At 49.2% G+C, this 6,725-nt stretch carries 4 protein-coding genes; 1 reads left to right on the top strand and 3 read right to left on the bottom strand.

Annotation, left to right across the window (positions count from 1 at the left end; genetic code table 11):
- Positions 1–313: 313 nt before the first annotated feature.
- Together HMPREF1492_RS02715 and HMPREF1492_RS02710 are read right to left on the bottom strand one after the other, a co-directional pair.
- A complete protein-coding gene (locus HMPREF1492_RS02715; protein WP_035435670.1) occupies positions 314–1,516 on the bottom strand; it encodes an FprA family A-type flavoprotein in 1,203 nt (400 codons plus the stop codon).
- A 130-nt stretch (positions 1,517–1,646) separates the two neighbouring features.
- Positions 1,647–2,954 (bottom strand): MFS transporter, encoded by a 1,308-nt coding sequence (locus HMPREF1492_RS02710; RefSeq protein WP_035435668.1) that lies wholly within the window; start codon positions 2,952–2,954, stop codon positions 1,647–1,649.
- 210 nt (positions 2,955–3,164) lie between these two features.
- On the opposite strand from HMPREF1492_RS02710, the gene HMPREF1492_RS02705 reads away from it, so the two are divergent.
- On the top strand, positions 3,165–4,259 hold the full coding sequence (locus tag HMPREF1492_RS02705) for a glycerol dehydrogenase (RefSeq protein ID WP_035428190.1): 1,095 nt from the start codon (positions 3,165–3,167) through the stop codon (positions 4,257–4,259).
- Positions 4,260–4,439: 180 nt separating this feature from the next.
- On the opposite strand, the gene HMPREF1492_RS02700 is transcribed toward HMPREF1492_RS02705, so the two are convergent.
- Positions 4,440–6,197: a 1-deoxy-D-xylulose-5-phosphate synthase gene (locus HMPREF1492_RS02700; protein WP_035435667.1), complete on the bottom strand. Its 1,758-nt coding sequence runs from the start codon at positions 6,195–6,197 to the stop codon at positions 4,440–4,442.
- Positions 6,198–6,725: the final 528 nt, after the last annotated feature.

The following is a 6,725-nucleotide window of genomic DNA, read 5'->3' as shown; positions in this document are numbered from 1 at the left end:
TTGGTTATGCTGACTATATTTTAGGAAATAACCGCACTTCTTTTAAACACCTGAAATGCTTGCTTACACCACTTTTCGGGACACGACCGACAAACGCTATATGCAAAATCCTGTATTCCCCAACTAAACGGATTTTTTACCACTTCGGGCATTTCAGGGTCACTTCGGAGTCGTTCCGGGGTCAATTCGGGGTCATTTCGGAGTCACTTCAGGGTCACTTGCATCGTTCTTACCCGCTTAACTCCCCCCCCCTACAGCAAAAGACCCCCACATTCGTACTGAATGTGGGGGTCTTGCTCAATATACCGCTAGATTAGAGCTGCTTGCCAGCCTCGACCAGGTCCTTGACCTGCGCACGAACGGCGTCCAGATCCTCGTCAGAAGGAATCCAGCCGATAGCGTGAACAGGCAGTGGCATGGTGAACTCAGCTGCCTCAAGCTCGGCCTGAACCATCTTTGGTCCAAGTGGAGCCCAGCCGTAAGAGCCAAACGCAAAGCCAATACGGTGGTCATTCTTTGGAGAAAGACCGCTCATATAGGTCAGGAAGGAAGAAACGGTAGGCAGGAACTTAGAGTTCAGCGTAGGCGAACCAACGCAGACATACTTGGAATCCAAGAAGTGATACATGACGTTGGAGATATGAGTCTCCTTGAGGTCGATGAGCTGGGCAGGAATGCCTTCAGCCAGAAAACCGTCCAGAAGAGCGTGAGCCATCTTGTCGGTTGAGCCCCACATGGAGTCGTACACAACCAGGGCTTTCTCCTCAAGCTTGCCGGTAGTCCACTCCTCGTACTTGGAGATGATGTCGGCAATGTGGGAGCGCCATGCAACGCCGTGAGCTGGGGCGATAATATCGATGTTCTCCAGACCAATGCCCTTAACTGCGGTAACAGCGGAGTCAGCCTGACGACCGTAAGGGAGAACGATGTTTGCGTAGTACTTGCGAGCCTGCTTCATAACCTCGCAGTAGTCGGACTCGTCTTCAAAGCGGGTGCTTGAAGCGTAGTGCTGACCAAATGCATCGTTGGAGAAGAGGATCTTATCGTAGTCAGAATACGTGACCATGTTGTCTGGCCAGTGGACCATTGGGGTCTGCACAAAGGTCAGGGTGCGCTTACCAATGTTGAGCGTATCGCCCGTCTTTACGCCGTTGACGTTGATATTCTCGCCATAGAAAGCCTTGAGCTCCTTGACGCCCTGAGGTGCGCTTGCGTAGACCTCGGCGTTTGGCGCAAGCTCCAGAATGCGAGGAACGCTACCGGAGTGATCCATCTCGATGTGGTTGCAGATCAGAACGTCAATCTTTGCTGGATCGATGATGCTCTTAATGCGCTCGACCAGCTCCTCGGAGAATGGACGCTTGACGGTATCAATGAGCGTGATTTTCTCGTCCAAGATAAGGTATGCATTGTAGGTAATGCCCTGCTCAGTGGTGTAGCCGTGGAACTCGCGAGCGTTCCAATCCAGGGCGCCTACAAAGTAGACATCGGGTTTGATTTCGACAGAACTAAGCATGTGTCCTCCAAAGACCACAGTGCGAAAATTTGACACTACAAGAATATCATTTGCCGGCTGGTGAGTGTATGTTCACGTAAACTTTCCAGATAACTTTAACCCAATAGATTATGAGAAGTTGAGGTTATGACTATCTATATTTCCTGTAATGGATAGTAAAAATAAGGGCTATTACCACGAGAGTAATACAGCCTAAACCAACATAAGTTGTTCCAAATCCTGAAAAGTCTAAGGCAATTCCAATTAATGGATCCGAAACCACTGATGCGATTTCTTCAATCTGATTTGATACGGAGAGTAATGTTGCGCGATTATTCTCTTCAGCGATTAAATTCATTTGATTGTTTATCAAAATACTTAAAGTGGTTGAAAATAAATTAATCGCTACATAAGTAAAAATACATACGTATATACTTGGGATTAGCCCAGCGCATAACATCAAGATCGCAATCACGGAAAGAATAGCTAAAATAACGAGAAATTCTACGTTTCCTGAAAACGCAATAATATCTCCAGCGGATTTCTTATAAGAATTTTTAAGTGTTTTCACTATCTTTGCCGTAAGCCTCGATCCAAAAAACTCGCCTAAACTTGCAGCAGCGGTAACGATTCCTAAGAACTTTATATCAAATCCCATACTGGTTAAATTTGGGGCAATAAACTGGCTGTAATTACTAACTAAAATCAATGAAATTGCTGAGACTATACAAAGGGAAATAAAAGTATTAGTTTTCACAATCTTTATAAGTTCCTGAAAAAACGTCTGTACAGACTCTTTCAGATCCAATTTACTAGTTCTAGTCCTTATAAATACATCTTCTTCTGGTAAGCAATTGTCTCTTCTATTAGGGCTTACATCATTTTCTTTAAATTCCAAAGTAACTAATAGACCAAGAAAATATATAAAGATTGAAATAACGAAAGGAATCAAAGGATTGATACTAAAAAGAACAGGGGCTATTAAACGAACAGTAATTCTAATAATTGACTGAGTCCCTGTCATTTTTGAAAGAATTAGAGCATATGCTCCATTCTTCCTATCCATACCAGAATTTGCACTCGTTGCCTCGAAAAGAAAAGCACTTCCAGCTCCTGACTGCGACGCACTTGCTAAAGAAAAGAACAATTCAGAAGCAACCATCAATAAAAAACTATTTGCAAAGGTTAAAGTCACTATTGCCGCAAGTCTAGAAAAAGAAGCAATTTTTAAAACAATATGATGTCCGTGACGATCAGATATCCAACCCGTTGGAATCTCAAGTACTGCTGTAGCTATTGCGCCAACACTCTGGACTAGTGCAATATCAAAATAACTTAAACCACGCCAAAGATAATAGAGAGTTAAGATGGTCCAAATCAGAACGCTTGAATTAATATAATTTGACCATTTGTAGAACAGAATGTTTTTTTCTGCTGTTTCTACCTTTCCTTCAAACATTCATTTCCTCTTTAGATCATCCCTATCCCCTATTTTTATTTCTCCCTATTATAAGATTTCTAAATAGAATTTTTTCCAACTGCCACGCTGCTTTAGTGTGCAATACCAGAAAATATTGCTTCCACAGAAATATTTTCCTTGCTGTTATGTTCTTTTGACAGTGCTAACATAAATTACATAGGTCTAAAACGTATCCGGAGAGGGGAACCTATGAAAATGCTACGCGCAATGCGTGAGCCACTGAAGTATGTTCAGGGCAAAAATGCTTGTCTCGAGTTCGAAAAAGAGATGGGCTACATGGGAAAGCGCTTCCTGTTTGTTTGCTCTAACAGCGGCTACAAAGCAACCCACGACATGATCGAGCAGAGCTTCGAGGGCAAGGGCGACTATTACCGTCGCTACGAGGTCTTCGGTGGCATCTCTTCCAACGGCGAGATTAACCGCATGAAGGCTATCGTCGAGGAGGACAACATCGACGTAGTCGTCGCTATCGGCGGCGGCAGCGCTGTTGACACCGCAAAGGCAACCGCATATTACGCTGGTAAGCGCATCGTTATTCTTCCTACCGTTGCAGCTACCGACGCTCCATGCACCGGCCTCTCCGTTATTTACAACGATGACGGTTCCTTTGACAAGTACCTCTTCTACCCACAGAACCCAGATGCAGTTATGGTCGACACCCAGATCATCGCTAACGCACCTGTTTCCTTCCTGGTAGCAGGCATGGGCGACGCACTGGGCACCTACTTTGAGGGCCGCGCATCCATCCGCACCGAGTCTCCTTCCCTTGAGGGAACCGGCATTACCCGCGTTGGTATGGCAATTGCTAAGGAGTGCTACCTCACCCTTCGCGATTACGGTTCACAGGCAATTAAGGCTTGCGAGAACAACGTTGTAACCCCAGCTCTTGAGGCTATCTGCGAGGCAACCGTCTACATGAGTGGCGTCGGCGCTGACAACGTTAACTGCGCAGCAGCTCACTCCTTCTACAACGGCCTCACCTCCCTTGGTGGCCACAGCGCACCTCACGGCAACTGCGTTGCTTTTGGTACCCTGGTCCAGCTTGTTCTTGAGGGCGTTCCTCAGGAGGAGTTCGACGAGGTCCAGGACTTCTGCCTTGAGGTTGGTCTTCCAACTACCCTCGAAGAGGTTGGCATCACCACTGACGAGCAGATCAAGAAGATCGCTGAGGCTGCTTGCGTTCCTGGCGAGACCATCCACAACCTTGCTGGCGACGTCACTCCTGACGAGCTCTATGCAGCTATCGTTCAGGCTGACGCTATGGGCCGCGCTCTTAAGGCTTAAGCTTCTAGCTGCAGGTTGCGACGCACACCGACGCGCCGCAATGGCACAGCGCAACGGTGCCACAACAGCGCATTTGCTTGAAACAGAAGAGGGACCGCAGGTGCGGCCCCTCTTTTTTGTTGCAGTTTTGATGTGATGGCGAGAAATGCGGACAATGGCGCCGGAGCTGCGACGCACCACCTACAGGCCCAGCACCTGCTTAACGTCTGCAGCAATCAGCTCGGGATCCAGATGACTTTCTCGCATAAGCTCTGCGATATTGACGCGGTCGTAGAAAGCCTTCTTGACGCCGTAGTTCATCACGCGTGCAGAAGAAGTTCCCAGGTAGCTGGCTATATTTTGTCCCCAGCCGCCCTCGATAATACCGTCCTCAATGGTCACGATGACGTCGTGGTCTTTTACCAGGTTGTCGAGCAGATTCTGATCAACACCAGAGGCAAAGTATGGCTTAACCAGCGTAGCCTCAATTCCCAGGGTGGAGCTGAGGGCCTCAATGTTTTTCTCGCCAAGGTCGTAGAAATCGCCCAGGGCAAGAACGGCCACCTTGGAGCCCTGGCGCGTGACCTCGTAGGTGTTGAGGTCGTCGAAGTTTGCGCGGACGGGTCCCTCGGCGTGGACCACGGGACCGGAAGGAATTGCGATGTAGACAGGGTGTTTGTCCTGTTCAAGCGCCCAGTCGAGCATGGCAACGTACTCCTCGGCGTTGGACGGCGCGAGGTACACCATGTTAGGGATGTTTGCGATCATGGAAATGCTGCTGAGGCCCTGGTGGGTGGCGGCCATCAATCCCCTAATGGAGCCGGAGCCCACGATAACCGCAGGATTCTGGTTGAGCGCCAGGTCCTGGGTCAGCTGGTCGTAGGTGCGCTGGATGAAGGTTGCGCTTGAGCCCCAAACCACGTGCGCGCCGGCGTGAGCTGCGCCGGAAGCCATTGCAACTGCAGTTTCTTCAGCGATGCCCACGTCAAGGTAGTGCTTACCTAGCTCTTCTCGACGTTCCTGCGTAAGGCCGAGAAGACCAGGAACAGCCGACATGAGCACCAGAAACTTAGGATCAGTCTTTGCGCGCTTGAGCGCATACTCTGCGAAGATGCTGGCGTACGACTCGGAGGAACCGGATGCAGGGCTCTGACCAGTCTGGATGTCAAACGGCATGTGCCAGTGCCACTTCTCCTTGTTTGCCTCCGCAGGAGCGTAGCCCTTGCCTTTGAGCGTATTGATGTGGACCACGACCGGATGAGTTGAGTCTTTTACCTGCTCAAATGCGGCGATAAGAGCCTCGATGTCGTTGCCGTCATTGACATACAGGTAGTCCAGGCCCATCGATTTGAAGAGGTTATTCTCGGCAGCTCCGTTGGTACGGCGCAGCTCAGCAAACTGGTCGTACATGCCACCGTGGTTCTCGGCGATGGACATCTGATTGTCATTGAAGACGATGATAAAGTTGCTGTTCAGCTCGCCGGCAACGTTCAAGCCCTCGAGCGCCTCGCCGCCAGACATGGAGCCGTCGCCGATAACGGCGATGATGTTCTCCTTGCCGCCCATAATGTCTCGAGCCTTTGCCAGGCCAAGCGCCAAGCTGATGGACGTGGAAGTGTGGCCGATTTTGAAGAGGTCATGCGGGGTCTCGGCGGGATCGGTGTAAGGAGACACCGAGTCGTAGAGCGCGGGATCCATGTATGCCTGCTTGCGGCCGGTGAGCATCTTGTGCGGATACGTCTGGTGCGAGACGTCGTAAACGATATGGTCAACAGGCGAGTTGAACACAGTGTGGAGCGCAATTGTTGCCTCGACGATGCCAAAGTTTGGACCAAAGTGGCCGCCATGCTTTGACTCCATGACCAGCAGATTGTCGCGAATCTCCTGCGCAAGCACCACGCGAGCCTCCGCGTCCAGCTTTTTTACGTCTTCCGGTCCATTGATTTGCTCTATATACATGTGCGGCCTTTCTTTAAACGGTGCTGAAATGAGCAGATTGCCTGCTTGCAGCGTGACGCGCGGAGCTCGGGGTGCGGGCGCACGGGGCGCGTAGGCGCGGGGTACACGGGGCACGCGGGATGCGTCGGCGCTCGGGACGCGCACGGTCAACCACGCCGTGCGAGCGACGCGTTAGATGTGCAGGTCAAGCACGTGGCAATCTAAACATAGCTTTAATGTGCGAAGTTATGTTTTTGGTTTACCCAGAACACGTCCAAGAATTTCTCGTAATTTGGTTTTAGCAGCATTACTTAGTTGATTGCACTGTTTTGTTAATGGCTGAACACACCTATGACAGATAATCTGTCAAAAAGACGTATACATTACACTGAAAATACCTCAAACGTGCAGATTATCTTCATTAGGTGTGTAATATGCCCGCAATTGTGCAGAATATCTGTCATAGGTGTGTTCCTTAGAAGCGGAATTTACCTATAGTTAAATTTCTTATATTAGTCTATTCATGTTTAAGCATATTAGATGAAGTTT

The organism is Atopobium sp. BS2, from assembly GCF_000565075.1.
Lineage (GTDB): Bacteria > Actinomycetota > Coriobacteriia > Coriobacteriales > Atopobiaceae > Lancefieldella.
This window is presented reverse-complemented; position numbering and strand designations above follow the sequence as displayed.

Coding starts and splice junctions, on each gene's coding strand:
- HMPREF1492_RS02715 (WP_035435670.1), bottom strand. CDS start 1,516: ATGCTTAGTTCTGTCGAAATCAAACCCGATGTCTACTTTGTAGGCGCC.
- HMPREF1492_RS02710 (WP_035435668.1), bottom strand. CDS start 2,954: ATGTTTGAAGGAAAGGTAGAAACAGCAGAAAAAAACATTCTGTTCTAC.
- HMPREF1492_RS02705 (WP_035428190.1), top strand. CDS start 3,165: ATGAAAATGCTACGCGCAATGCGTGAGCCACTGAAGTATGTTCAGGGC.
- HMPREF1492_RS02700 (WP_035435667.1), bottom strand. CDS start 6,197: ATGTATATAGAGCAAATCAATGGACCGGAAGACGTAAAAAAGCTGGAC.